15 protein-coding genes are annotated in these 24,491 nt (G+C 47.5%); all 15 read left to right on the forward strand.

Features of this window, described 5'->3' with window-relative positions:
- Positions 1-4: 4 nt before the first annotated feature.
- Positions 5-1,606 carry a sensor histidine kinase gene (locus BUA14_RS22680; protein ID WP_072774696.1) on the forward strand — a complete coding sequence of 534 codons (1,602 nt, stop codon included), beginning with the start codon at positions 5-7 and terminating at the stop codon, positions 1,604-1,606.
- The gene (locus BUA14_RS22685) at positions 1,603-2,328 is read left to right on the forward strand and encodes a response regulator (RefSeq protein ID WP_072774697.1); all 726 of its coding nucleotides are present in this window, start codon (positions 1,603-1,605) and stop codon (positions 2,326-2,328) included. Before BUA14_RS22680 ends, BUA14_RS22685 begins: the two co-directional genes overlap by 4 nt.
- Positions 2,329-2,538: 210 nt before the next feature.
- A complete protein-coding gene (locus tag BUA14_RS22690; RefSeq protein WP_072774698.1) occupies positions 2,539-4,335 on the forward strand; it encodes a flavocytochrome c in 1,797 nt (598 codons plus the stop codon).
- A 117-nt stretch (positions 4,336-4,452) separates the two neighbouring features.
- Entirely contained in the window at positions 4,453-5,505 is a 1,053-nt protein-coding gene (locus tag BUA14_RS22695) for a phosphodiester glycosidase family protein (protein ID WP_072774699.1), read from the forward strand.
- A gap of 199 nt (positions 5,506-5,704) precedes the next feature.
- Positions 5,705-7,510, forward strand: a complete 1,806-nt coding sequence (gene lepA / locus BUA14_RS22700) for a translation elongation factor 4 (RefSeq protein ID WP_072774700.1) — start codon at positions 5,705-5,707, stop codon at positions 7,508-7,510.
- 183 nt (positions 7,511-7,693) lie between these two features.
- Positions 7,694-8,821 carry a radical SAM family heme chaperone HemW gene (hemW, locus tag BUA14_RS22705; protein WP_072774701.1) on the forward strand — a complete coding sequence of 376 codons (1,128 nt, stop codon included), beginning with the start codon at positions 7,694-7,696 and terminating at the stop codon, positions 8,819-8,821.
- A gap of 92 nt (positions 8,822-8,913) precedes the next feature.
- Positions 8,914-9,963 (forward strand): response regulator, encoded by a 1,050-nt coding sequence (locus BUA14_RS22710; protein WP_072774702.1) that lies wholly within the window; start codon positions 8,914-8,916, stop codon positions 9,961-9,963.
- A 270-nt stretch (positions 9,964-10,233) separates the two neighbouring features.
- Positions 10,234-16,953, forward strand: coding sequence for a collagen binding domain-containing protein (locus BUA14_RS22715; RefSeq protein ID WP_072774703.1), 6,720 nt, complete (start codon positions 10,234-10,236; stop codon positions 16,951-16,953).
- A gap of 61 nt (positions 16,954-17,014) precedes the next feature.
- Positions 17,015-17,698 carry a class D sortase gene (locus tag BUA14_RS22720; protein ID WP_072774704.1) on the forward strand — a complete coding sequence of 228 codons (684 nt, stop codon included), beginning with the start codon at positions 17,015-17,017 and terminating at the stop codon, positions 17,696-17,698.
- A gap of 325 nt (positions 17,699-18,023) precedes the next feature.
- Positions 18,024-19,061, forward strand: coding sequence for a heat-inducible transcriptional repressor HrcA (hrcA, locus tag BUA14_RS22725; protein WP_072774705.1), 1,038 nt, complete (start codon positions 18,024-18,026; stop codon positions 19,059-19,061).
- Positions 19,062-19,078: 17 nt separating this feature from the next.
- The gene (grpE, locus tag BUA14_RS22730; RefSeq protein ID WP_072774706.1) at positions 19,079-19,687 is read left to right on the forward strand and encodes a nucleotide exchange factor GrpE; all 609 of its coding nucleotides are present in this window, start codon (positions 19,079-19,081) and stop codon (positions 19,685-19,687) included.
- A 25-nt stretch (positions 19,688-19,712) separates the two neighbouring features.
- Positions 19,713-21,557 carry a molecular chaperone DnaK gene (dnaK, locus tag BUA14_RS22735; RefSeq protein ID WP_072774707.1) on the forward strand — a complete coding sequence of 615 codons (1,845 nt, stop codon included), beginning with the start codon at positions 19,713-19,715 and terminating at the stop codon, positions 21,555-21,557.
- A 111-nt stretch (positions 21,558-21,668) separates the two neighbouring features.
- Positions 21,669-22,793 (forward strand): molecular chaperone DnaJ, encoded by a 1,125-nt coding sequence (gene dnaJ / locus BUA14_RS22740; protein WP_072774708.1) that lies wholly within the window; start codon positions 21,669-21,671, stop codon positions 22,791-22,793.
- A gap of 20 nt (positions 22,794-22,813) precedes the next feature.
- Positions 22,814-23,752, forward strand: a complete 939-nt coding sequence (gene prmA, locus BUA14_RS22745; protein ID WP_072774709.1) for a 50S ribosomal protein L11 methyltransferase — start codon at positions 22,814-22,816, stop codon at positions 23,750-23,752.
- Complete coding sequence (locus BUA14_RS22750) at positions 23,739-24,476, forward strand: RsmE family RNA methyltransferase (RefSeq protein ID WP_072774710.1); 738 nt, start codon at positions 23,739-23,741, stop codon at positions 24,474-24,476. The genes prmA and BUA14_RS22750 overlap by 14 nt, the downstream gene beginning before the upstream one ends.
- Positions 24,477-24,491: the final 15 nt, after the last annotated feature.

Here is a 24,491-nt window from a genome sequence, read left to right on the forward strand (position 1 = left end):
CACAATGAAAAAACCTAGGCCTTATCTCAGTCTGGAAAAAACAATACTAATATTAATCTGCTTAGTGGTGTTCTTATCTTTATTGGTTACGAATATTTTGGTAAGCGAAGAAGTAGCCACTGCCACGGAAAAAAATATCGCCAGTCGGGCGGTGAATATATCCCGGATCGTGGCCCATTCACCGATTGTAATTGATGGCCTTAGTGGCCGGCGGGATAAAAGGGAGATTCAGACCTATGCCGGTGAATTGATGGACTTGACTAAGGTAAACTATATTGTGGTCATGGACATGAAAGGTATCCGAGTATCCCACCCCAATGTCAATGAACTGGGGAAACCCTTTATGGGGGGAGATGAAGGAACGGTTCTGCAGGGCAAAGAACATATTTCCACAGCTAAGGGAACCTTGGGTTTATCTATGCGAGCCTTCTCTCCTGTATTTGATGAAGAAGGTGAGCAAGTAGGCGCCGTCGCTGTAGGTATTCTTATGAATACTGTGGAAGAGGCTGTGCGGGAAAGCCGGTCAAGGACCTATTTCGGTATGGGTTTAGGGTTTATTGTAGGAATCTTGGGGGCAATTTTTTTGGCCAAGCGTATCAAGAAAATTATGTTTGGGCTGGAACCCTTTGAAATCGCCCGAATCCTCCAGGAGCGCAGTGCTATGCTGGAGTCGGTGAGGGAAGGGATCGTGGCTATCGATGCCGAGGGGAAGGTCACTTTAACCAACGCTGAAGCGGCACGTCTCATGAGCCTGGCCGGAATCGATGATGTCAAAGCGATGGATAGTGAGATGATCCCTGATTCGGTATTTAAACGCGTACTTGATAAAGGTGAGCCGGTGCTGGATTTAGAATATGATGTCAGGGGAGTTACCCTTCTTACCAACACGGTCCCCTTAAAAGTCGATGGGGAAATTGTGGGTGCTGTCTCAACGTTTCGGGACAAAACAGAAATTAAGCAATTGGGAGAAGAGCTGTCAGGAGTAAAGGTTTATGCGGAGGCCTTAAGGGCTCAGACCCATGAATTTATGAATAAAATTCATGTGATTCTCGGTTTGGTTCATATGAAGAAATATGAACAACTGGGGCCTTATGTAAGTCAGATCGCCCATCAATATCAGACCAAGGGCGGGCCAATCGTCCGCAATATCCGAGATCCCATCCTGGCGGGATTTATCCAGGCTAAAATGAGTAATGCCCGGGAAAACGGCTGTGAACTACTGCTTAATGAAGAGAGCTATTGCCCCCAGGCCAAGGATTCGTCTATGGTTCATGACCTGGTAACCATTATTGGCAATCTTTTAACCAATTCCTTTGAGGCGGTGAAGGAGAAGGATACTAACGAAGTGGAACTCAGCCTTGTCTATGGTGAAGGGGAATTGCTCATCCGGGTCGCAGACCAGGGAGCAGGAATTCCCGCTCAGGTCATGAAGAATATGTTTGTCAAAGGCTATTCCACTAAATCCAATGGCCGCGGTTTTGGGTTGTTTTTGGTTCAGAAGAGTGTGGAACAGCGAAAAGGGCGGATTCAAATTGATTCAGGGGATAATAAAGGCACCACTTTTGAAATTTTTTTACCTTATGACCCTTTGGAGGAGACGCTATGATTAAAGTGCTAATTATAGAAGATGATCCCATGGTCGCTGAACTCAATCGTTGTTATCTGGAACAAATCGGGGGATTTCAACTGGTTGCCAGTGCCGGAACGGCAGCAGATGCCTTGAAGGTGCTAAAAAAGAAAAAAGTTGACTTGATCCTTCTGGATATTTTTATGCCTGGCATTAATGGTCTGGAATTTCTCACTCAACTTCGCAAAAGCGAGATAGAATCCGATGTCATTATTGTGTCCGCATCCACGGATAGCCAAAGCATTCGGAAGGCCCTGCAACATGGTGCGGTGGATTATCTGATTAAGCCCTTTGAGTATGAGCGGTTTCGGGATGCGCTCAATGTTTATAAAAAAAGAGAACTGCTTATGAAGAACAAGGAAACGCTCAGTCAGAAGGATTTGGATAAGCAGATTTTTAATATGGAAGAGGAAGAGACAGTTGATAAAAAATCTGATCTGCCTAAGGGTATTAGCCGCGATACCTTAAAATTGGTCTGGGATCATATCCTGGCAACTCAGGGTATATCCTTTACTACAGAAGAAATGGCTCTGCGGGCGGGAATTTCCCGTGTTTCCATGAGTAAATATATAAGCTTTTTACGTGAGCAAGAGGCTGTGAATACAGAGATCAGTTATGGAGCTGTAGGAAGACCGGTAAGTTGTCATCGGATCAATCAGTTGAAAGTAAAGGGCTTTAAAAAGTATTTAAAAGAGATTTAATAGAAGTGCCGGGGTGGATGCTCCGGCATTCTTTTATTAGGCTGAATTGGGCCGTATCTACTTTCATAAATTACATAACGCTTTATAAACTTACATAAACTGTTCAGCTTCTTGTGAAAGACTTATTATGAACAAAAGAGAAGGTTCAATAGGTTGACAAAGGCCTACTGAACTTCCCGACTAAAATTAAAAAAGGAGAGGAAAAGGAGTATGAAAAAGATTAGTGCGTTGATTCTTGCCCTCTTAATGGTCGTTGGTCCTATCACAGGCTGCGGTACGGAATCGGCAGCCAATGAAACTCCTGGAACAAGTACGCCTGCCGTACAAGACAAAAGTGCCGATATCGTGGTTATTGGTGCCGGTGGAGCAGGAATGACAGCAGCCATTCAAGCGGTCCAGGATGGTGCGAAGAATGTGGTTCTTGTCGAAAAAATGCCTATTACAGGTGGAAACAGTGTCCGTTCTACAGGCGGTTTAAATGCAGCTCCTACAAAATATCAAGAAAGAGATGGTATTGAAGACTCCATCGAGCTTTTTGTGGAAGATACCATGAAGGGCGGACATAACCTTAATGATGAATCACTGGTCAGAACTTTGGCTGAAAACTCTGCTGCCGCGGTAGATTGGGTCAATGACATCGGCGGCGATTTAAGCGTGGTCGGTATGTTTGGCGGGGCCAGTGTAAAACGGATTCATCGTCCTTCGGATACAAGCGCTGTCGGTCCTATGCTCGTTACTACCTTAAACAATAAAGTTGAGGAATTAGGTATTCCTGTTCTTCTTAACACGAAAGCTGAAGAAATTCTTGTGGATGCTAATGGAGCAGTAACCGGAGTCAAAGTAACCGGTGAAGAAGGAACCTATACCATCAAGACCAAAGCTGTGGTCCTGGCTACCGGTGGCTTTGGTGCCAATGCAGAAATGGTCACGAAGTACAAGCCATCTTTGGCAGGTTTCGCTACAACCAACCATAAAGGGGCCACTGGGGACGGAATTGTTATGGCCGAAAAAATCGGTGCTGACTTCGTAGATATGGATCAAATTCAAACTCATCCCACCGTAAACCCTACGGATCAAACGATGTACACTGAAGGGGTTCGCGGTAATGGTGCAATCCTCGTGAATAAGGAAGGAAAACGTTTTATCAATGAATTAGAAACTCGTGATGTGGTTTCCGAAGCCATCTTGAAACAAACAGAGGGTCAAGCTTATCTATTATTTGACCAAGAAGTCCGGGAAAGCTTAAAAGCTATCGAATCTTATATCAAGGGTGGAATCATTGTTGAAGCCGACACGATTGAGGGTCTGGCTGAACAAATTGGTGTTGACCCGGCCAATTTGAAAGAAACTATGGAAAAATATGCCGGATATCAAGCCTCCGGCAGCGATTCGGATTTTGGACGGGCCAGTATGGAATTCCCTCTTACCCAAGCTAAATACTATGCCGGCTTATGTGCTCCTGCGGTTCATCACACTATGGGTGGGGTGAAGATCAATACGGAAGCTCAAGTGCTCAATACGGATGGCAATCCCATTCCGGGACTCTTTGCCGGTGGTGAAATCACCGGTGGAGTTCATGGTGGAAACCGCCTTGGCGGCAATGCTGTTGCCGATATCGTCATCTTTGGCCGTATCGCCGGATCTGCTGCTCATGCTTATGTCATGGAAAACGGCGGAACCACGGAACCCACCATTCAGGCAGCAGCTAAACCGGCTGAAGCAAAACCGGAAGTCGAAGCCAACTACAAAGATGGCACCTATACCGGCGTCGGTGAAGGTAAGGGCGGCGAGATTAAGGTAGAAGTCGTGGTTAAAGACGGAGAAGTGATTAAAGTAACCCTGAAAGATCATGCCGAAACCCCCGGTATATTCGAGAATGCTGAAGAGGGCGTGGTTGGAGAAATCATCCGCAAGCAAATCACGGAAGTGGATGCTGTCGGTGGCGCCACCATGACCAGTGAGGGAATCAAAGCGGCAGTAGCTCAAGCTTTGGAAGCAGCGAAATAATAGGTTTAGGTTATGGGGCAGATCTCTGGTATAATAAAATACAAAGTCCAGTGTTATTATGCCGATTAACTTCATAGAAATTAAGAAGGAGCAAGCCATTGCTTCTTCTTTCTCTTCATGGGGGTGTTGAAAATCAGAGCAGAGTACGAACAATCAGCTGCACAAGCCGGTCAAAAAAAGAAAAAGTCAATCATCTTTATTCTCTTAAAAGTCGTTTTGGGATTCCTGATCCTGTGTCTTCTCGGTATGGCTCTTGCCTTTCTCCTGATTTTTCACGGGCCCTTAACAGGGCTTAAGGAGCTTTATGTGACAACGGCTATGACCACATACAGCCACCAATATTTAGCGACCTGGTTTGTCAGTGAAGAAGAGATTAATGGGATTATGGAGAAAAACAAAGTTTCAGAGCCCAAAGTCAATACGGATGAAAAAGCTGTGAATGTTCTCAAGCCGATCATCGAGGAAAAACCGGCCCTTGAACTGGTAGAGGTTTCCGGAAAAGGTTTCCAGGGATACCTTTTGAAAGTAGGCAATCCTCAGCAGGTCCGTTTAGCCGCCACAGATCAATTAGGGGATCGAGGGTTAAAGGTCTCTGAATTTGTGGAGAATAATCATGCAGTAGCTGGGATCAATGCCGGGGGGTTTGCGGATCCCGGAGGAATGAGCTTTGGAGGAACACCGACGGGAATTCTCATCACTGAAGGAAAGATCATTCACAAGGATAATTGGGAGACTTATAATTTAATCGGTATAACTAAAAACGACGTCTTGGTTGTAGGGCGTTATACTCTGGAGCAGATTGAAGAACTGGGCATCCGGGACGCCGTATCCTTCGGCCCCGCTCTTATCGTTAATAGTCAACCCATGATTACCTATGGAGATGGTGGCTGGGGGATTGCTCCAAGGACTGCTATTGGTCAGACACATGATGGTACCATCCTTCTTCTCGTCATTGATGGCAGGCAGTTAGGAAGCCTTGGCGCGACCTTAAAGGACGTTCAGGATATTCTTATTGAGCATGGTGCGGTTAATGGGGCGAATTTGGATGGAGGATCATCATCTACTTTAGTTTATGAGGGAGAAGTAAAGAACAAGCCCAGCAGCCCTTACGGCCCTCGGGAAGTCCCCACCGCTTTTATCGTTCTGCCTGAACCCCGCCTTGTAGAGTAGGAGCGGATCAATATGGGAGAAAAGGTTGAAGAAAAGGAAGCTTCAGTAAATCTAGGGTGAACTTTTTTATTGAACCCCTCTTTTCGTTCTTGCTCAAACAAATAATTGGCGGTATAATATTTGTTTAGAATGGATTCTGAAAAAAGACTCGTTTTTTCTGATACGAAACTGGATTTTGTTGAAATGAGGGGTAAAAACTGTGGCACAGGCCTCACAACGTATACGCAACTTTTCAATTATTGCTCATATTGACCATGGCAAATCCACACTTGCCGACCGTTTGATCGAATATACAGGTGCTCTCAGCAAGCGGGAGATGGAAGCCCAGGTCCTGGACAATATGGATCTGGAGCGGGAGCGGGGGATTACCATTAAATTGCAGACTGTTCGTTTGCAATACCCTGCCAAGGATGGACAAACCTATGAATTAAATTTAATCGATACCCCGGGTCATGTTGACTTCACTTATGAAGTATCACGCAGTTTGGCAGCCTGTGAAGGAGCCTTATTGATTGTGGACGCAGCTCAGGGGATTGAAGCTCAGACCTTGGCCAATGTTTACTTGGCTTTGGAAAATAATCTGGAGATTATTCCTGTCATCAATAAGATCGACCTGCCCAGCGCTGAACCGGAGCGGGTTAAGCAGGAGATCGAGGATGTGATTGGCTTAGACGCCAGTGAAGCCATCCTGGCTTCTGCCAAAACGGGAATCGGCATTGAAGATATCCTGGAAGCCGTCGTCGCCAAGGTGCCCCCGCCTCAAGGGGATGATAATACACCTTTAAAGGCCTTGATATTTGACTCCTATTTCGATGCTTATAAAGGAGCCATTTCTTATGTCCGGGTCATGGAAGGCCGCGTGGCCAAAGGGACTCAGATTAAGATGATGTCTTCAGGAAAAGTCTTTGATGTGACAGAAGTAGGGATGTTTACGCCGGCTTTAAAGATTGTTGATGAAATCAAGGCCGGTCAGGTGGGCTATATTGCAGCCAGCATCAAGAACGTCAGGGATACTCAGGTAGGGGACACTATCACCGATGCTGAGAACGCTGCCCTCTATCCTCTGCCGGGCTATCGCAAGGCCACACCCATGGTCTTCTGCGGTCTCTATCCTGTGGATTCCAGTGATTACGGACGATTGAAGGATGCCCTGGAGAAGCTTCACCTCAATGATTCCAGCTTAGTCTTTGAGCCGGAGACCTCCAGCGCGTTGGGCTTTGGTTACCGTTGCGGCTTCCTGGGACTTTTGCATATGGATGTCATTCAGGAGCGTCTGGAGCGGGAATATGATTTGAATCTGATCACCACGGCCCCCAGTGTGGTCTATAAGGTAAATAAAACCGATGGAGAGGTTTTAAGTATTGATAATCCCTCCAATCTTCCCAAGGTCGATGAGATTGAGACCATTGAGGAGCCCATCGTCAAAGCCAATATTATGGTGCCTTCGGATTTTGTGGGGGCGATCATGGAGCTGAATCAGGAAAAGCGGGGGAATTTCCTCAACATGGATTATCTGTCCGCTAACCGAGTCACTTTGCACTACGAGCTTCCTTTAAGTGAGATTGTCTATGACTATTTTGATCAGCTTAAATCCCGGACCAAGGGCTATGCTTCCCTGGATTATGAATTAGCCGGATACAAAGCGGCTTCTCTGGTTAAGCTGGATGTTCTTCTCAACGGTGAGCTGGTGGATGCCCTTTCCTTTATTGTCCACAAGGAAAAATCCTATGCCCGGGGCCGCCGCTTAGTGGAAAAATTGCGGGGGATCATCCCTCGGCAGATGTTCGAAGTGCCTATTCAAGCGGTGATTGGGCAAAAGGTTGTGGCCAGAGAGACGGTCAAAGCTATGCGCAAGGATGTCCTGGCTAAGTGTTACGGAGGGGACATCTCCCGTAAGCGGAAGCTTCTGGAGAAACAAAAAGAGGGTAAGAAGCGCATGAAGCAAGTGGGAAGCGTGGAAATACCCCAGGATGCCTTCATGGCGGTGCTGAAGATTGACGACTGAATCATGAGTGAATCATTGGGACAGGTCCCGATTTGCATACACCATAAGTCAAGTGCCGTTCACATGCTGAAATTCGAATACTTGATAGAAATGGCGAACTGTCTGCCTTTTGAGGGCATGGAGTTCGCTGCCTTTTTATAGTGAGGAGTTTGGGGAGAGCCCTCCCCGGAAAGGGGTGAAGCTATGCCTTCCCTTTATGTCCATGTTCCTTTTTGTGTGAAGAAATGCGATTATTGTGCTTTTTATTCGGAGCCCTGGCAGCGGGCTAAGGCTGAGGCTTATTTGGTGAGCTTAAACCGCGAGGTTGGATTAAGACAGCAAGAGATTTCAGAGGAATTAGAGACCCTTTTCATTGGGGGTGGGACACCGACGGCTTTGCCGGAAGCGGAACTGGACGCTCTCTTAAGCATCATCCACGGTAAATTAAGGTTTAAGGATGGAGCAGAAAAAACTATAGAGGCTAATCCGGGGACCCTTACCGCTGAAAAGCTTCAGATCCTCCGCCAACAAGGTATCAATCGAATATCTTTAGGAGTTCAATCCCTTAATGACGACTTGTTAAGACAGATCGGCAGAATTCATCGAACTGAAGAGGTTAGGGATGGAATGCGCTTGATCAGGGAGGCGGGCTTTAAGAACCTTAATCTGGATTTAATGTTCGGACTGCCAGGGCAGACCCAGGCAGATTGGCGGGATACCCTGGAAGAGGCCTTAAGGCTCCGGCCTGAGCATCTCTCTGTTTATGGGCTAATGGTCGAAGGGGGTACCCCGCTGGCCCTAAATTCGGAATCGCTTACGAATTTGCCTGATGATGACAGCCAGGCCGAGATGTACCACTTGGCCCGGGAGATACTGGGCAAGGCGGGATACCGGCATTATGAAGTCTCTAATTACGCCCTCCCGGGTTATGAATGTCAGCATAATCTTGGCTACTGGCACAGGAAGGACTATTTAGGGATAGGGCCAAGTGCTGTATCTTGCCTGAATAACCGCCGTTATCAAAATGTTGAAGACATTCTTCTCTATGCAAAAATGCTGTCTCAAGGAGAACTTCCGGTGGATAGTCAAAAGAATGAATTTCTTTCCAAACATGAGCAAATAGCAGAACTTTTAATACTGGGTCTGCGTCTTAAAGATGGGGTGAATTTGTCCCAGTTCCAAAAAGAGGTCGGCGCGGAGCTTTTTGAGCTTTATCCCGCTGTTTTGGAGCGTTATCTTAAGGCCGGCGTCTTAAAGATCGAAGAGGGCTCCCTTCTCTTGCAACCGGAGTATTGGTTTGTCGCCAATGGGGTGCTGCAGGAATTCGTGTAAAACGATAGCTTGTTCAGAGGAGAAAAGCAGTAAGGCTTGATTAGGATGAGTCGGTAGATATGGCATGGATATCAGTGTTAAGGGGAGATTTGATGCTGAGAGTGATCTTGGTGGATGATGAGAAACCGGCCCTTGATCTCATGGAGCATATGCTCAGCAAGAGGACGGATGTAGAAGTCGTCGGGATGTTTCTGAAATCTGCTGAAGTATTGCTGAATATTGAGACATTGAAGCCTGATGTGGTGTATTTGGATATTGATATGCCCGACATGAACGGCGTGGAACTGGCAATGCAAATTGCTGAGCAAAGCGATCAGGTAGCGTTTGTCTTTGTTACTGCCCATGAGCGCTTTGCTTTGGATGCCTTTAATGTCCATGCCTTGGATTACATACTGAAACCCATTGTTGAGGAAAAGCTGGAGCGTTCCCTGGGCAGAGTTTACAAACTGAAGGGGCCGGGAAAAGGCAAACCTGAAACTGCAGGTCATTCAATCGCGATAAGGATGCTGGGCGGTTTTGAAGTTAAGAGCGGGAATCAAATGCCGATACGCTGGCTGACTGCGAAGGCTGAAGAGCTGCTTGCTTATTTATTGCTTCATAACTGTTCCGTGTCCAAATGGGTGTTGATGGATAGTTTATGGCCAAATACCGAAACTTATAAAGCTGAGCAAAGTCTATACACTACCATCTTCCGCTTAAAACAAGCGTTTAAAGAAAATAACTTAGGCTTCACGATTCAGGCCATCAAAAAGACCTACCGGCTTATCACGCCCATGGAATGGTATTGGGATGTTAAGGCACTGCTTAATCCCCCATCCCTTGATAATGAAGACTCGTTGCAAGAAGTTATGAAGCTCTATAAAGGGGATTTGCTGGCAGGAAAAGATTATTTCTGGTGCTATCAAAAGAGGCAGGAGATATACAATTGCTATCAGAAAATTGCCTTATACCTTGCTCAGAGCTATTTTTCCCAAGAGCGCTACCGGGAAGGGATCGAGGTGGCGGAAAAGGTCTTACAGTATGCGTCCCTTGACGAAGAGTTTGTGGAAAAACTGGAGGGTTTGCAGAAAATGAAGCTGGATCAACGTCTTAAGAGGCGTATTGATAAGCTTCTTGATAAGACTCTAGCTGAAGAAGGTTAAATGGAAATGATAAAAGTCATTTGGCTTGATTGCTTAAACATTTAGTAAATTTAAATTGGTAATTATTATTGAAGAACCGTGTTCATGCTGAATTAACAAAAGCATTAACACGGTTTTGTTGTATCTATCAAGTAAGTTTTTTGTAAGGAAAGATTTTATATAATTTAATAATGACTGTCTAATTCAAGAAGCTTCAATAAGAAGGAGAGTGAGATAGCTAAGGAAATGTTTTAGTAAAAGCAGCTAAAAATTTGAAAGGAGGAACTATATGTGTTTTTTCGCAAAAGCAAAAGTAAAGCTAGGATAGCTGTTCTTGTTATCCTGGCCATGCTTATGCAGGCAGTAGGACCGATAGCACCGGTCTTCGCCGCAACCGGAGGGGAAAGTTTTCGCATAGTGGACAAAAATATTGCTGAGGGCACAGCCTATCTGGACTGGGAATTTACCATTGATCCGGACGATCCGGTAACAGTGTATTCCTATGCGGGAGGATTTACTCTGAACGAAGCAGCAGGCGCTGAACTCAGGGCGGCGGACGGCACAGTGCTGGGCAGCTATCATGTCACCACAGCAGGAGCATTGACCGTCACCATCGACCAGGAGCTTTACGCTGGTCCGGCCGACGAGCAGGGGAAAGTGGACCCGGCCCCGGCAGAGCCGGAGGAGTCCATAGAGCCGGAGAAGCCGGCAGAACCGGAGGGGCCGGTAACGGCGGAGGAATCTGGGCCGGAGACGGCGGAGGAAGGTGCCGTTCCGGAGAGTGCCCCGAATCCTGAAGCCCCGGCAGAATCCCCAGAGGGAGAAGCCACCGGGGCGCCGGCAACACCAACTGAACCTGCAGCACCGGCGGAAGAGACAGAACCGGGAGAACCAGCGGCAGTACCTGCTGAACCTGAAACGATGGAACCCGCGGCACCTCAAGCCCCTGCGGCACCCGAGGAGCCTCAAGCCCTCGGTGAATATGCGGTCCAAACTTTCACCGGCACCATCGTCCTTCCCGGAGCGGTGGAGACCCCCGGCCTGGTCGGTAAGATCATGGGGCTGCTGAGAGTGGCGAGCACCGGTAAGGATTTGAAGAATATTTTTACGTTTAAGTCTCTTACACTAGATGGGAAAGAGATAGCGGAGAACCAGGTTATTGAGATCAATGCTGGCACAGAGGTAGGAATAAACTTTACCTGGGACACAAGCAAATGTGAGGAGCCTAAAAAGGGTGATTGGGCAACAACCTCATTGCCTGATATTTTTGCGCACACCACATGGGACAATAAGGATATTGAAGTATCTGATGGAAGCGACGGCAAAATTGTAGTTGGTCAATACAGCGCCAGTGGCGGTGAGTTGAAATTTGTCTTCAATGAAAAGATTGAGTCGGGTGAGGTAATAAACGGTACTGTAGGCTTTGGTTTGAAATTTAATCTGGAGAAATTTCGCACAGATGTGGTGCAAGAGATTAAGTTTAGCGGTTTAGAAGAGAAGACGCTTACCATAATTGCCCAGCCGGCCAAAACGGCAAGTGACATAAGTAAAAGAGGCGCTCCCGACAGCACAACAGATCCCAAGAGTATCACCTGGACCATCGATCTGGCTAATTCGGGTGGTAGCGCAATAAGTAATGCTGCACTTACGGACGAGATACCTGAAGGCTTGATATTGAAAGCAGATAGCGTCACGGTGCATGCCTTAACCGTCGGCCAAGATGGCGGGTTGTATAAAGGTGGTGTAGTTTCGGCAACACAGGATACAACGAGTGGGCTGAAAATAGCCTTTGCAGAGATAGTTCCTTACAAAGGTTATAGAGTTGAATATACCACCACAATCGAAGATTACAAGAAACTGTCGTTCAAAAATGAAGCTTCTCTGGCCTATGATGAGAAAAACTCACCGGCAAGTGTGACAGTAACCTTCACAAGAAGCAACCCTATAGAAAAGGGAGGCAGCTACAATAAGGGTACAGGCAAAATAGATTGGACAATCGATGTCAATAAATCAGGCAGCACGATAGAAAATGCTGAAGTTGCTGAGGCACTACCTGACGGCTTAACTCTAACGAAAGACTCTATAAAGATAAAAAAGCTGACTAAAAGCGGCGATAATTGGATTGAGGGAGAGTCGGGTAAAAGCTCTGCTACATTTCCAATTGAGCTGGACAGCATAGGGCCGGGCGATGTCTACAGGATTGAGTTCTCAACGGATATCGACTACACGAAGATAAATGATGGTAATTACCAAGAGAACAATAAATTTACCAATACAGCGGAGCTGAAGGGTGGAACTGCGGGTACGATAGTATTTGGCACTGCTACGAAAGAGGTAAGCATTGACAGGAAGCCAATTATCGAAAAAACGCAAATAGGCAATATAACTTATACAAAGAAAGAACTTACCTGGCAATTGGAGATCAATGAAGCCAAACATCAGCTTAGCAATGTCGAAATAGTAGATACTTTACCGGCAGGCCTGAGCATTGCAAAGGAGAATATTAAAGCCTATCAGGTAACAGATGGCACAGCCACGGTAAGTAACATATTAAGTGAAGACAAGATAGACATAAGCGATAGCGATGAAGGCACCACAATAGTTACCATGAAGCTAGGCAACATCAATACCGAGCATTACCGGATACAATACACCACAACGGTAACGGACCTTGGTAAACCCAACTTTCCAAATCAGGCTAAAATGACAGGCACCGGTATTGAAGGAGGGAAGTGGATATTAAATCCAGTAACCATAGTTGTACCTTCTACCTCATATACAAAGGCCTTTGACGGAATAGATTATAATGCTAAGACCATCTCTTGGAAGCTCGTGGTCGATCCCCAAAGAGAGCCGATAAAAGAGCTTACAATCACCGATACCTTCCCTGATAAAGGGCTGATCCTATTGCCGAATGATAAATTTACAGTAGAACTAGGCGGCTTAACACTAGTTGCAGGTGAGGAAGGAGATTACACTCTTGCGGCAAATGGCGGTGGATACAACCAGGGCTTCATCCTCAAATTTGCTGAGAAGTATAAAGATGATGACAAGGCCTTAAATCAAGTTATAACCATTAAGTATAAAACTTCCTATGATCCCGAAGCAGGGATTGAAGCTCATACAGGAGAGAACGAAAAGTATATAAACAAAGCCCAATTTACCGGTACAACAAAAAGCAACATAGGAATAAATGTTGAAAAAAACGCGGAAATTACCGTTCGCACGGACTCATGGAATACCGGTAAAAAAGAAGGGCAGTTGGTATCTCTTAACTCAGACGGCACTATTATGAAGAAAGGCGAATGGGTCAGCGGTGCTAAGCGTGCGATAGCCTGGCAGGTGTATATCAACTATCAAAAGCAGAAGCTAGGAACTGGTATTTCAGTAACCGACACCTTAGATTATGAGGGAGTTATTGACCAAGGCAGCATCAAGATCTCAGTCTATGACGTTAAATCCGATGGCAATACCACGATTAAGAACGACTCAGAACTTGAGAGTGAGAAGTATACGGTAACCCCTAATGAAGACAAAGAATTCACTCTAAAATTTGCAGAGGGCTTTGAGGTAAACGAAAGATACGTTATACAATTCCTAACTTCGGTCCCGGATATATCAGCTGTGAACTACAAAAACAAGGCAACAGTTAATGTTGGCGGGAAGGAATCTTCTTATACTGCCACTATTGGCTATAACAACTATAATAAATTCCTGAAAAAAGAGAAAAATGATCCGACCGTTACCAATGTTTATACCGGGGATGAATTGGACTGGGAAGTAAAAATCAATGAAAGCTTATCAGTAATCAAAGAGGCCAAGATTGTCGATACCATAAGTGCAGGCCTGGCATATGTAAATGGCAGCCTCAAAGTCTATAAGCTGGTAGGCACCCAGGAAGAACTACAAACTACAGGCTATACCCTTGAGCCGCCGACATTACCAGACGGCCCAGCGGTCCTGACCATCAAGTATACAAAAGATGTAGATGCTACTTTCGTTGTCAAATACAAAACAGTAGTCACAGCAACAAACGCTAATAATTTAAACAATAAGGTAACCTTTACAGGCACCGAAATAAGCGTAACCCCCTTAGAAACGCAAAAATTGACCGCTAAGCAGTTCTCCTATGTCGGTGGCCAGCTGGATCCGAAAAAAGGTGCGATCAGGATCACCAAAAAGGATGTCGAAGAAAATAAGGTTATCACCAACAATGAAGCTAAGTTCACCTTATGGTATAAACTCAACGAGCTATGGCAGCAATTTGGTGGCGATAATCAAGAATTCACCACGGATAAGGGCGTGCTGACCATAGGTGGGTTACCCTTAAGGGAATATGAGCTTCGAGAAGCAACACCTCCCATAGGATATCAAGGATTGCCAGAGCCACTGAAAATACTGGTTGACAAGAAATACAATAGCAATGAAGCCAATATTATAACCGAAGAAGTCCTTAACACAAAACTAAAGATTGACGTTACCGCAACCAAGGTCTGGGAAAACGCTCCAGATAAAAAACCCACGATCTGGCTTAAATTATATCGCCAAATAGGTGCGGATGGGGCAACAGAAGCTCCGGGGGCGGAAATAAAAAAACTGGCAAACGGCACGACAACAGCTGTCTGGAGCGGTATGGACAAAACAAATATTGAGGGTAAAGACTATACCTATTTAGTCCAAGAAGTAGATGCCGACGGAAATGACTATAAACCGGGCGACCCAGGCGACTATAACAAACAAGAGACAGGTCTAACAGTTACCAACACCTACATTTATGTATCCGCCAAGACCGAGATCACAGGAACCAAAGTCTGGCAGGGTGGGCCGGAAGTCAAACCGGACATCCAATTGCAGCTTTATCAAAATAACCAACCTTTAGACGAGCCTGTGACCTTGACGAATGGAACAACGACCTATACTTGGAAGGACTTAGACAAAACGGATCCCTACAAGGTCGATTACCAATATCGCATCGACGAAGTGAAGACCCCGCCCAACTACGGCAAATCCATCTCCCTAGACGGACTCACTATTACCAACACCTATCACTCCCCTCAGACAGCCATTACCGGCAGCAAAATCTGGGAGGGAGGGCCGAGTATCCGGCCGGCCATTCAGCTTCAGCTGTACCGTAACGGTGCGGCCTTTGGCGAACCGGTGGAGCTGGCGGACAGTAAGCTCAGCCACATCTGGAACGGCTTGGCAACCGGCTATATTTATACAGTAGATGAAGTAAAAGTCCCCGTCGGCTACACCAAGACCATTGCCCCGGATGGACTCACTATCACCAACACCTACAGTGTAGTCAAGGAATATGCCATCGACCTTAATGCCAATCCCCCCATCATCGTCGGTGACGGCAAATCCGAGACCGTTCTGACCGCTCGGATTACCGATGAAAAGGGTGATCCCGTGGCCGGCGTGGAAATCGTGTTTGAAGCACCTGTGGGCACCTTCCTGGGCGACCCCCAGAACCCTCAGGAAGGCCAGCGGACCGGAGTGACCGATGAGAATGGGGAAGTCCGGCTCCTCTACAGCTCCGAGAAAATCGAGGGCATCGAGTCCCAGGTGATTCCGGTGCTGGCCACCGTGACCGATCCGGAAAAAGGAATTTACGCCACAGATACCATCAAGATCACCTTTGAACCGTCAGCCATTACCGGGGTCGTCACAGACAATCTAACGGGCCAGACTATCCCGGGAGCCAAAATTGTGGTCACGAAGGACTTCGACGGTGACGGCATCATAGACTTCAGAGGGGAGTGCATCACCGGCCCTGACGGCAAATACAAAATCCCTATTCCGAAAGGGGATACGGTATACGACGTCGAAATCACCAAACTCATCCTCATCAACGGTGAACCGGTCGATGTCAGCTTTAAGCAAAAAGCGGAAGCCGGCGAAGTGAACGCCGCTCAGGGTGACGAAGAATTCCCGGCCCAGGAAACCTTTACAGGGGTCATTATCACCAGGGATAAGGACGGCAGGGAGCGGATCGCCGGCCGGGGCACCGATGAAAAAATCGTGCTCAGGCAAGTAACCGCAGAAGGCACTGGCGGCAAAGAAGCTGAGGTAGATCCGAAAACTGGTGTTTTTACCATCGAGGAATTGGCCAAAGGTCAAACTTATGAATTTGTGATGACCATGGAAGTAGAGGGCCAAGAGCTGATCATGGGTAAAATCGTCGTTCAGCTTAATACTGACGGGCAGATCAGCATTCACGAAGAGCTGATCGACCCCTACGGTACAATTACTGACAGTGAGACCGGTAAGATCTTGAAAGATGTGGACGTAGAATTATTTTACGCAGATACTCCCCGAAACAAGGCTAAGGGGAGAACACCTCATACCAAGGTAATTCTGCCCATACTGCCGGGCTTTGCGCCCAACGAGAATGAAAATCCCCAGCTGAGTACCTCTACAACCGTATTTAATGATCACCCAAGTGTCAAAGACCATGGCAACTACGCCTGGATGGTCTTCCCCGAAACAGATTATTATATCAAAGGCACCAAGACCGGTTATAACACGTATACCAGCCCCACGATTTCGGTTGACTTTGATGTAGTCAAGTATGATTTCGCCATGAAGCCCCTTGATTCCGGTGGCGATGGCGACAGTGACAGCAGTGACGACAGTGACAGTGGCAGTGGCGGCGGAGATATTACGCCAACACCGACCGACCCTGGTGAAAACACAAAACCGGCAGTGCCCGGGCCAACACCAACTACCCCGGGAACCGGCACACCGGAAATTTCTGAAAAGCCGATAGATACCCAAAAACCGGTAGAAACACAGCATCCTGCAAATCTGCAAACATCCACCGACCCGTCAGACAGACAGGAGGCAGGGACACCGGCAGCAGGGGGTAATCAAGGTACAGACGAAACCCCGGTGGACGGCAAAGGGACCTTGCCGAAGACCGGTGAAAACGGCAATTCAGGATATTACATGCTGGGAATGCTGTTCATTGCCCTGGGGCTTTATTTAGGGAGAAGAAGAACGATATAGATGGTTAAGAGGCGGAGCAGATACTCTGCCTCTTTTCACAAAATTTTAGGTAGGTAGAAAAATGTCGAAGAAAATTATCTCCATCATTTTCATAGTAGTCGGTATCGCCCTGCTGGCCTATCCCAAGGCGACGGAAATGCGCAGCACCTATTTGCAGAAAAAGCTGGTCAGCGAATGGCAGGCAGCCCTTGCCGCTGTGGATCAAGGAGAACGATCCGCTGACCCTGAGGAAGAGATTCTCTCGCTCTCCCCGGCTCCTGATCAGGATACTGAAGAAAGCAGCCCGGCGGAAGAGTTGCCGGAAGAGCACGTCGCTCTGGAAGAAAAATCCAGACAAGGCTATATACAAAACACGATGGAAGGAATGCTCAAGGCAGAGAAGATCAGCCTTGAGTTACCCATCCTCAAAGGTGTAACCGAAGCGAACCTGGATATATCGGTAGCTCATCTGGAGAATACCGGAAAAATGGGTGAGCCGGGCAACTACGCCATAGCCGGCCATAGAAGCCACACCTACGGCCGGCAATTCAACAGGTTAGATGAAATAAATGTAGGGGACCGGTTGGAAGTTACCGATGAGAAGAACACCTATACCTACAAAGTAACCCAAAAATTATATGTTGACTCTACGGAAATCCACGTGCTTAACAGCAATAAGGATATCAGAGAAATAACCCTCATTACCTGCCACCCCATGATCAACCCAACCCACAGACTGATCGTTAAAGGAATACTAAGCGAGTGAAGATAGTTTTTTGCTGAACTTGTTTCGTCAGGGAGCGTAAGTCTCAGGGTAAATTTCTCTATGCGGGAAATACACATGAAACCCTCAGTCTTTTGTTTCGATAACCGAAGAAATTGAATTCAAATTCAATTTCTTCGGTTATCGAAGTTTTGCCATTGAAATTTCAGCAAAGCCTCATTGTATAATCCTTCCAAACCATTTTTTTACCTTGTCTGATACTTGACAATATAAATAGTGAGAGGTACTATTATATCATAAATCGTTAGCACTCATTAAGGTCGAGTGCTAACAAGGGGAAAACGAGGGTGGAAAGGCGGTTATGTGTATGCAGATGGACGAGCGAAAAAAGAAGATCCTGCGGGCTATCGTACAGGATTATATCAGTACTGCTGAGCCTGTCGGTTCACGGACCATCGCCCGGAAATTTGATTTAGGCATCTCGCCGGCCACCATTCGTAACGAAATGTCCGATATGGAAGAGTTGGGCCTCATTGAGCAGCCCCATACTTCAGCAGGCCGCATTCCTTCGGATGCGGGTTATCGGTATTATGTGGACTGTCTCCTGGAGAAATCCAGTATTGCCGATGACGTCAAGGATGTTATTGAAAAAGAGACCACGAAAAGAATTGCGGAGATTCAGACAGTCATTGCTCATTCCAGCAAGCTTCTTTCTGAACTTACCCATTTGACCAGTATCGTCATCGGGCCGGACAAGGGAAAGAGCGCCTTTAATCAGATGCACTTTCTGCCGTATGAACCCGGCAAAGCCATCATGGTGGTCGTCAAGGAAAATGGCGTGGTGGAGAATCAGATTGTCGAGATTGGGGAAAATGTAACAGCCGAGGAGCTTCAGAGAATTGCCAACGTATTTAACCATAAGATGCGTGGGCATTCTATGGAAGAAGTGAAACGGGATATGCTTCATGAGATATACAGCGAACTGACTCGTCAACGCTTCCTGATTGACAATGCCCTAGAGCTTCTTTCCGCCGTTCTGAGCAATAGCCCTGAAGAATCCAGTAAAGTCTACCTGGGTGGAACCCTGAATATGTTGAACCAACCTGAATTCCGGGATGTGGAAAAGATCAGAAACCTCTTCCAGATATTCGAAGAGGGAGCCCAGATCATCAAAGTATTGCATTCTCAGAAAGAAGGTTTGGCAGTGACCATCGGTGGGGAAAATAAACTGAAGGAACTTCGGGACTGCAGTATTATTACCGGGACCTATTGGATTGATGGAGAACCTTTGGGAACGATCGGCTTGATTGGACCTACCCGTATGGATTATGGGAAGGCTATGTCCATGGTGGATTACATGACAAGAACGCTCACTGAGCTTCTTACTGTGCGACGAAGGAATTAGGAGAGGTGGTTTCAATAATGGTGAACTGGGGCGGGAAAACCCCCCCATCGGGTCAGACCGAATGGGAAAACGATACGATGGAAGAGATTCTTGACGAAGCTGTCCAAGAGGAAGAAATGGGGAATGAAGCTTCTCCGGAGCAGGATATTTCTTTAGAAGAAAAAATGCTTACCCTTCAGGCAGAACTTGACCAGACCAAGAACCAAGCAGAGGAGTACTATACTCATCTCCAGCGCTTACAGGCTGAGTTTGACAACTATCGCAAACGGACCCAAAAGGAGAAAGAGGATTTCGCCAAATATGCCTCTGAACGTATTGTAGAAGGGCTATTGCCTGTATTGGACAATTTTGAACGGGCGGTGGAAGCCTCCAAAACCACTCAAGATATGAAGTCCTTTTCCCAAGGAGTAGAGATGATTTTAAAACAAATGCAAGGTATTCTTGCCAAAGAAGGATTGGCCACTATTGAGGCTGTGGGGCAGCCCTTCGATCCCAACCTACATGAAGCCGTCCTCCAAGTGGACTCAGAGGACTACCCGGAGAGCACCGTTGTGGAGGAGCTTCAAAAAGGTTATTATCTTAAAGAAAAAGTAATACGTCCTAGCATGGTCAAAGTATCCCGCTAGGTGCGATAAGGAGGAAATAGTGAACATGGGTAAAGTGATTGGCATTGACTTAGGAACCACCAACTCTTGTGTGGCAGTTATGGAAGGCGGCGAGGCTGTCGTTATCACCAATGCGGAAGGGAATCGGACGACTCCTTCTGTGGTTGGTTTTTCCAAGACCGGTGAACGCTTGGCCGGTCAAGTGGCTAAACGTCAGGCGGTTTCTAATCCGGATAAAACAGTGCTCTCCATTAAGAGACATATGGGAACAGATTATAAAGTGAACATTGATGATAAAAGCTATTCTCCCCAGGAGATTTCGGCAATGATTCTGCAAAAACTGAGAGCAGACGCTGAAGCTTATCTGGGACAGACGGTCACTGAGGCCGTCATTACCGTACCGGCTTATTTCACCGATGCCCAACGGCAAGCAACTAAAGATGCCGGAACCATTGCTGGTCTGGAAGTTAAGCGGATTATCAATGAGCCTACGGCGGCGGCTTTGGCCTATGGTTTAGACAAACAAGAGGATCAAACCGTTCTGGTCTTTGACTTAGGCGGAGGAACCTTCGACGTATCCCTCCTGGAGCTTTCCCAGGGTATGGTTGAGGTTAAAGCCACCAGCGGGAACAATAAGCTGGGCGGGGACGATTTTGACCAACGCCTGATTGACTATATGGTAGCTGAGTTTAAAAAAGATCAAGGTGTGGATTTGGCTAAAGACCGTGTTGCTCTCCAACGCTTGAAAGAAGCAGCTGAGAAAGCCAAAGTGGAGCTTTCCGGAGTGAGCACCACCAATGTGAACCTGCCCTTTATCACCATGACTGGCGAAGGGCCGGCTCACTTGGATATGAATATTACACGGGCTAAATTTGAGGAATTGACTGCGGATTTGGTTGAGGCTACCCTTGGACCTACCCGTCAGGCTTTAGCCGATGCTAAACTCTCTTGGAACGAAGTGAATCAAGTCATTCTTGTAGGTGGATCGACCCGGATTCCTGCCGTACAGGAAGCTATCAAAAAGCTGAGCGGCAAGGAGCCCCATAAAGGTGTCAATCCGGATGAAGTAGTAGCCCTGGGTGCTGCCATTCAAGGCGGAGTTCTGGCTGGGGAAGTGAAGGATATCATCCTTGTGGACGTTACTCCTCTGTCCTTGGGTATTGAAACCCTGGGTGGTGTCTTTACCCGGATTATCGATCGCAATACCACCGTTCCCACCACGAAGAGTCAGGTTTTCTCTACTGCAGCAGACAGCCAAACTTCTGTGGATATCCACGTCCTCCAAGGAGAGCGTGAAATGGCAGCCTATAACAAAACCTTAGGCCGGTTCCAACTTTCCGGAATCCCCCCCGCTCCCCGTGGTATCCCTCAAATCGAAGTTAAATTCGATATTGATGCCAATGGTATCGTCCATGTTTCCGCTAAGGATATGGCGACAGGTAATGAACAAAAGGTTACCATTACCGCTTCCACAGGCTTAAGCCAGGAAGAAATCGAGAAAATGAAAAAAGATGCTGAAGCTCATGCCGATGAAGATAAAAAGCGCAAAGAATTGATTGACGCCAAGAACCAGGCAGACTCTATGGTCTACCAAACTGAAAAGACCCTGAAGGATTTTGAAGGCAAGATCCCCGACAATGAAGCAGAGCCTATCAAGAAAGCCCTTGAAGAATTAAAGACCGCAGCTGCTGGGGAAAATATCGAGCTGATCAAAGAAAAGACCGAAGGGGTAACCAAGGTCCTCTATCCCATCATCGAGAAGATGTATCAGCAAACCGGCGGAGCAGCACCGGGACCGGACATGGGAGCAGACCCCGGAGCAGGCAGCGCCCAAGCGGATGACAATGTGGTGGATGCCGAATATACTGAAGTAGATAAGGATCAAAAATAATCGGAGTGAAGGAAAGAATTGGGTACAGGGGTTTTCCCCTGTGCCCAATCATCATGTGCTGAAGGCTGATAAGGCTTCAGGAGGGAGAATCAGGAGTGATGGAGGAATAACATGAAACGGGATTATTATGAAGTACTCGGTGTCTCTAAAAGCTCAGACGAACAAGAAATCAAAAAGGCCTATCGAAAACTGGCCCGCCAATATCATCCTGATGTGAACCCAGGAGATAAAGAAGCGGAAGAAAAATTCAAAGAGGCAACTGAAGCCTATGATGTTTTAAGCGATACTGAAAAACGTGCCCGCTACGATCAAATGGGCCATTCCGCCTTCGATCCCAACCAACAGGGTTTTGGCGGAGATTTCGGCGGCTTTGGGGATATCTTCGATATGTTTTTTGGCGGCGGCGGTGGCGGTGGTCAGCGGCGGCAGGGTCCCACTCGGGGAAATGACCTTCGCTATGACTTAACCATTACTTTCGAAGAGGCTGCCTTTGGTACCGAGAAAGAGATTCAGGTTCCACGTCAAGAGACCTGTACGGAATGCCATGGCTCCGGTTCAGCCCCCGGCACTCATCCTACCACCTGTTCACAATGTCACGGAACAGGGCAGATTAAAGCTACCCAACGGACTCCCTTTGGTGCGATTCAAACAGCAAGAACTTGCCCCGCCTGCAATGGCTCAGGTCAATTTATATCTTCTCCGTGTAAGGAATGCAGTGGCAAGGGAACAACCCGGAAAGTCAAAACCATTAAAGTCACTGTCCCCCCAGGATCAGAGGATGGTCTTAACCTTCGTTTCAGCGGCAATGGGGAGGCGGGGTTGCGGGGAGGCCCATCAGGAGACCTTTATGTGGTTCTCAATGTGAAACCCCATAAATTCTTTGAAAGAGAAGGGAACGACGTCTACTGCGAGATGCCCATAACCTTTGTACAGGCCGCCCTTGGGTCGGAGATCGATGTTCCGACCTTGGATGGCAAAGTCAAAATGAAGATACCCGAAGGCACCCAGACCGCTACGGTGTTCCGGCTGAGGGGTCATGGCATTCCTTACCGCCGTGGCAACGGGAGAGGGGATCAGCATGTGAGAGTGGTCGTGGCTACTCCGACTAAACTCACCGATCGCCAAAAGGAGTTGCTGCGTGAGTTCGGGGAAGTCACCAGCGACCAGCAGCAGATGGGCAAAAAATCCTTCTTCGAGAAGGTCAAAGAAAATATCCGGGACGCTATCGATCTATAGTGATTCAAAAGGAGCTAAGCATGAATTGGCGTGAAATTGCGGTAACTGTTTCATCGGCAGGAGAAGAAGCTGTTGCCGATCTTTTTTATCAACTGGGCTGCCCTGGGGTGAGTGTGGAAGATCCGGAGCTTCTCCAAAGTTATGTGGAATCCGGGAATTGGGATTACCATGATTTTGGGGAGATTGCCTTGACCGGAACTTCTGTGGTCAAAGGATATATCTGTGAAGATCACGAACTCCAGCCCAAGCTCCGTCAGCTTGACGAAGGGCTGAAGGAATTGCTTCAGCGCTTTCCGGAGTGGGTTCTCCAAGTGAAAGGCCTGACTGTGCAGGAAGAAGACTGGGCCACCTCTTGGAAAGCTTATTTTAAGCCCGTGCGGGTTGGCCGGCGTTTTTTGATCAAGCCCTCTTGGGAAGAGGTAACCCCTCAGCCTGAGGATATTATCCTGGAGCTGGATCCCGGAATGGCTTTTGGTACGGGAACTCATGCCACCACCTCCTTGTGTTTGGAGACCCTGGAGGAGACGGTGAAGCCGGATATGCGGGTCTTTGATTTGGGAACAGGCTCAGGGATTCTGGCTATTGCCGCAGCAAAATTAGGCGCTCAAGTAGAGGCCATCGATTTGGACTCCGTTGCCGTAAAAGTAGCCCAGGAGAACGTGGAGCTCAATCAGGTAGCTGACCGGATCAGTGTCCGGCAAGGAGATTTAGGAACAGTATTGCAGGGACAGGCTGATTTAGTAGTAGCCAATATCATTGCCGATGTCATTCTGATGCTGATCCCTGACTTAAAGCGCATCATGAAAGAGGATGGAGAATTCCTCGCTTCGGGGATTATCGGACACCGTTCTTGCGATGTGGAAGCAGGATTGGGCGAGCATGGGTTGGAAGTCCAGGAGAAGAAGGAAGATTCAGGCTGGGTCCTCTTGCGGGCGAGGTGGCAACGTGCATCGCTTTAAAATCTCCGAACTGGGGAGCCATGTCTTCTGGCTTAAGGGACCGGAAAGAGACCATCTTGTCCGGGTCCTGCGTCTTGCGGTGGGTGACCGGATCATCGGCTTTGACAACACAGGGGCGGAGTACAAGGCAGTCGTTAATAAAATAGAAGACCAAAGCGTAACCTGCGGCATCCTGGAGCAGGATTACCCGGAAGTAGAAGCCGTTACCCGGATCTATCTGGCAGCCGGCCTCTCGAAAGGGGAAAAGATGGAGTGGGTCATCCAAAAGGGAACGGAATTGGGAATGGCGGGTTTAATCCCCCTGCGCACCAAACGGGCCGTGATGAAGCTGGAAGGGAGCAAAGCTGCAGACCGGGTGGAACGCTGGCAAAAAATCTCCGGTGAGGCGGCTAAGCAATCCCACCGGGTCCGGGAACCGCAGATTTTTTCTGTAACAGATTGGCAGGGGCTAAAGGCTCTGCTTCCGTTAACTACCCAGTGGCTTATTCCTTATGAAAACGAGAAAACCAGGACCCTCTCCTCGGTGCTGAAGGACTTCAGCTCACAAGAGCCGATCGCACTGATTATCGGCCCGGAAGGGGGCTTCGAGGAAGGGGAGGTTCTTTGGGCTCAGGAACATCTCAAAGCCCAAAGCATCTCCCTGGGCCCGCGTATCCTCCGGGCAGAGACGGCGGCCCTTGCCTCTTTGGCCTTGGTGTTAGGGCATTATGGTGATTTGGGCTGAATACAATGACCTGCG

The sequence above is a fragment of the Desulfitobacterium chlororespirans DSM 11544 genome, from assembly GCF_900143285.1.
GTDB classification, from domain to species: domain Bacteria; phylum Bacillota; class Desulfitobacteriia; order Desulfitobacteriales; family Desulfitobacteriaceae; genus Desulfitobacterium; species Desulfitobacterium chlororespirans.

Coding starts and splice junctions, on each gene's coding strand:
- BUA14_RS22690 (WP_072774698.1), top strand. CDS start 2,539: ATGAAAAAGATTAGTGCGTTGATTCTTGCCCTCTTAATGGTCGTTGGT.
- BUA14_RS22685 (WP_072774697.1), top strand. CDS start 1,603: ATGATTAAAGTGCTAATTATAGAAGATGATCCCATGGTCGCTGAACTC.
- BUA14_RS22695 (WP_072774699.1), top strand. CDS start 4,453: ATGGGGGTGTTGAAAATCAGAGCAGAGTACGAACAATCAGCTGCACAA.
- BUA14_RS22680 (WP_072774696.1), top strand. CDS start 5: ATGAAAAAACCTAGGCCTTATCTCAGTCTGGAAAAAACAATACTAATA.
- dnaK (WP_072774707.1), top strand. CDS start 19,713: ATGGGTAAAGTGATTGGCATTGACTTAGGAACCACCAACTCTTGTGTG.
- grpE (WP_072774706.1), top strand. CDS start 19,079: ATGGTGAACTGGGGCGGGAAAACCCCCCCATCGGGTCAGACCGAATGG.
- dnaJ (WP_072774708.1), top strand. CDS start 21,669: ATGAAACGGGATTATTATGAAGTACTCGGTGTCTCTAAAAGCTCAGAC.
- hrcA (WP_072774705.1), top strand. CDS start 18,024: ATGCAGATGGACGAGCGAAAAAAGAAGATCCTGCGGGCTATCGTACAG.
- hemW (WP_072774701.1), top strand. CDS start 7,694: ATGCCTTCCCTTTATGTCCATGTTCCTTTTTGTGTGAAGAAATGCGAT.
- BUA14_RS22710 (WP_072774702.1), top strand. CDS start 8,914: ATGCTGAGAGTGATCTTGGTGGATGATGAGAAACCGGCCCTTGATCTC.
- BUA14_RS22720 (WP_072774704.1), top strand. CDS start 17,015: ATGTCGAAGAAAATTATCTCCATCATTTTCATAGTAGTCGGTATCGCC.
- prmA (WP_072774709.1), top strand. CDS start 22,814: ATGAATTGGCGTGAAATTGCGGTAACTGTTTCATCGGCAGGAGAAGAA.